Origin of the sequence: Candidatus Weimeria sp. HCP3S3_B5 (genome assembly GCF_052064335.1) — a bacterium.
Taxonomy (GTDB): domain Bacteria; phylum Bacillota; class Clostridia; order Lachnospirales; family Lachnospiraceae; genus Weimeria.
On record NZ_JBQHVU010000063.1, the window covers coordinates 1 to 1,152 of the forward strand.

At 43.2% G+C, this 1,152-nt stretch carries 1 protein-coding gene and 1 pseudogene; both read right to left on the reverse strand.

Annotated elements, in window-relative coordinates; translation table 11 throughout:
* Positions 1-131 precede the first annotated feature (131 nt).
* On the reverse strand, positions 132-938 hold the full coding sequence (locus tag ACTNCK_RS11695) for an ExeA family protein (RefSeq protein ID WP_441082902.1): 807 nt from the start codon (positions 936-938) through the stop codon (positions 132-134).
* Positions 931-1,152 (reverse strand): annotated as a pseudogene (locus ACTNCK_RS11700) (DDE-type integrase/transposase/recombinase); the annotation flags it as partial. The gene ACTNCK_RS11695 and the pseudogene ACTNCK_RS11700, both read right to left, overlap by 8 nt.

Here is a 1,152-nt window from a genome sequence, read left to right on the forward strand (position 1 = left end):
ATCTTGGCGTAAGAAACGGCACGCTGTTCGCAGGCTTATTCCATAGCATAAGATGACCTTATGATATGAAATAAGGCTGTGAATGATCACAGCCTCTGGTACCTTTAAAACTAAATATTCTGAATGAATCATCATCCAAGCTGCTGACTATCGGTAGCAGCAAGAATGACTTCTGTGTCGATGACTTTCTTTTCTGTCTGAGCTCCAAGCATAAGGGCTGAATTCATTATGTTATCCAGGATTCGTGGATTTCCATGGCCCTGTCCTATCACAGCACTCAGTGCGGATTCTTCTATGATCGTTTTTGATCCGCCGGCGCTTTCAATTTTGTGCAGGAGATATTGAGCGGATTCCTCATCAGTTAATCCCTCATAGTTGTAATGAACAGTTATTCTCTGACGAAGTGCTTCATTTACAGGTTTTCTGAGTAAGCTGTTCAAATGAGGTTCACCACAGAGAATAAGGGTGAAGCAGTTGATAGAGTCATAGCCGTAGTTCATAAGCATCTTGATATCGTTGAATATTCCCTGCGAGAGGTACTGTGCTTCATCTATGGCTAGAAGCAGGGGCTGACGTTTCTCATGATACAGGTAGTAGATCTGTTCCTGAATGGATTTGAACATGCCTGTTTTGCCGCCTCTGTCACTGACACCAAGGATCGAACAGAGTTCTTTATAGAAATCAGAGACACTGACAGTCGACAGGCATAGGTATTCCATGTGGTTAAGATTTGGATTCAGGCTTTTCGCAAAGCACCTCAGACAATAGGATTTTCCCATGCCAGGAGAAGCAGTGAAGAGACCGATGCCTCTGGTATCCTTGAGATATTCGAGGCGGCTGGTCATCTCTTTGAAGTCGTGGCTTATAAAGCAGTCCTTCTCTTTGATCTGCTGCTTGTCAAACGGATTAAATGCGAGACCGTAATAATCGTTATACATCGCTGTCTCCTTTCAGTTTTGAGTAATCTATGGCAGGCAGGTTATTTCGTTTTGTATGACAGTTGGCATTCCTGTCAGTCTTTCTGATCGGGAAATGCTCTCCGTCATACAGTATGAAGGCATGATCCAGATCATCAGGAAGGTATCGTATCTCTACTTTTTGAGATATGAACTGCATCGGGACATCAAACGAGACTTTGTCTATCGATACAGT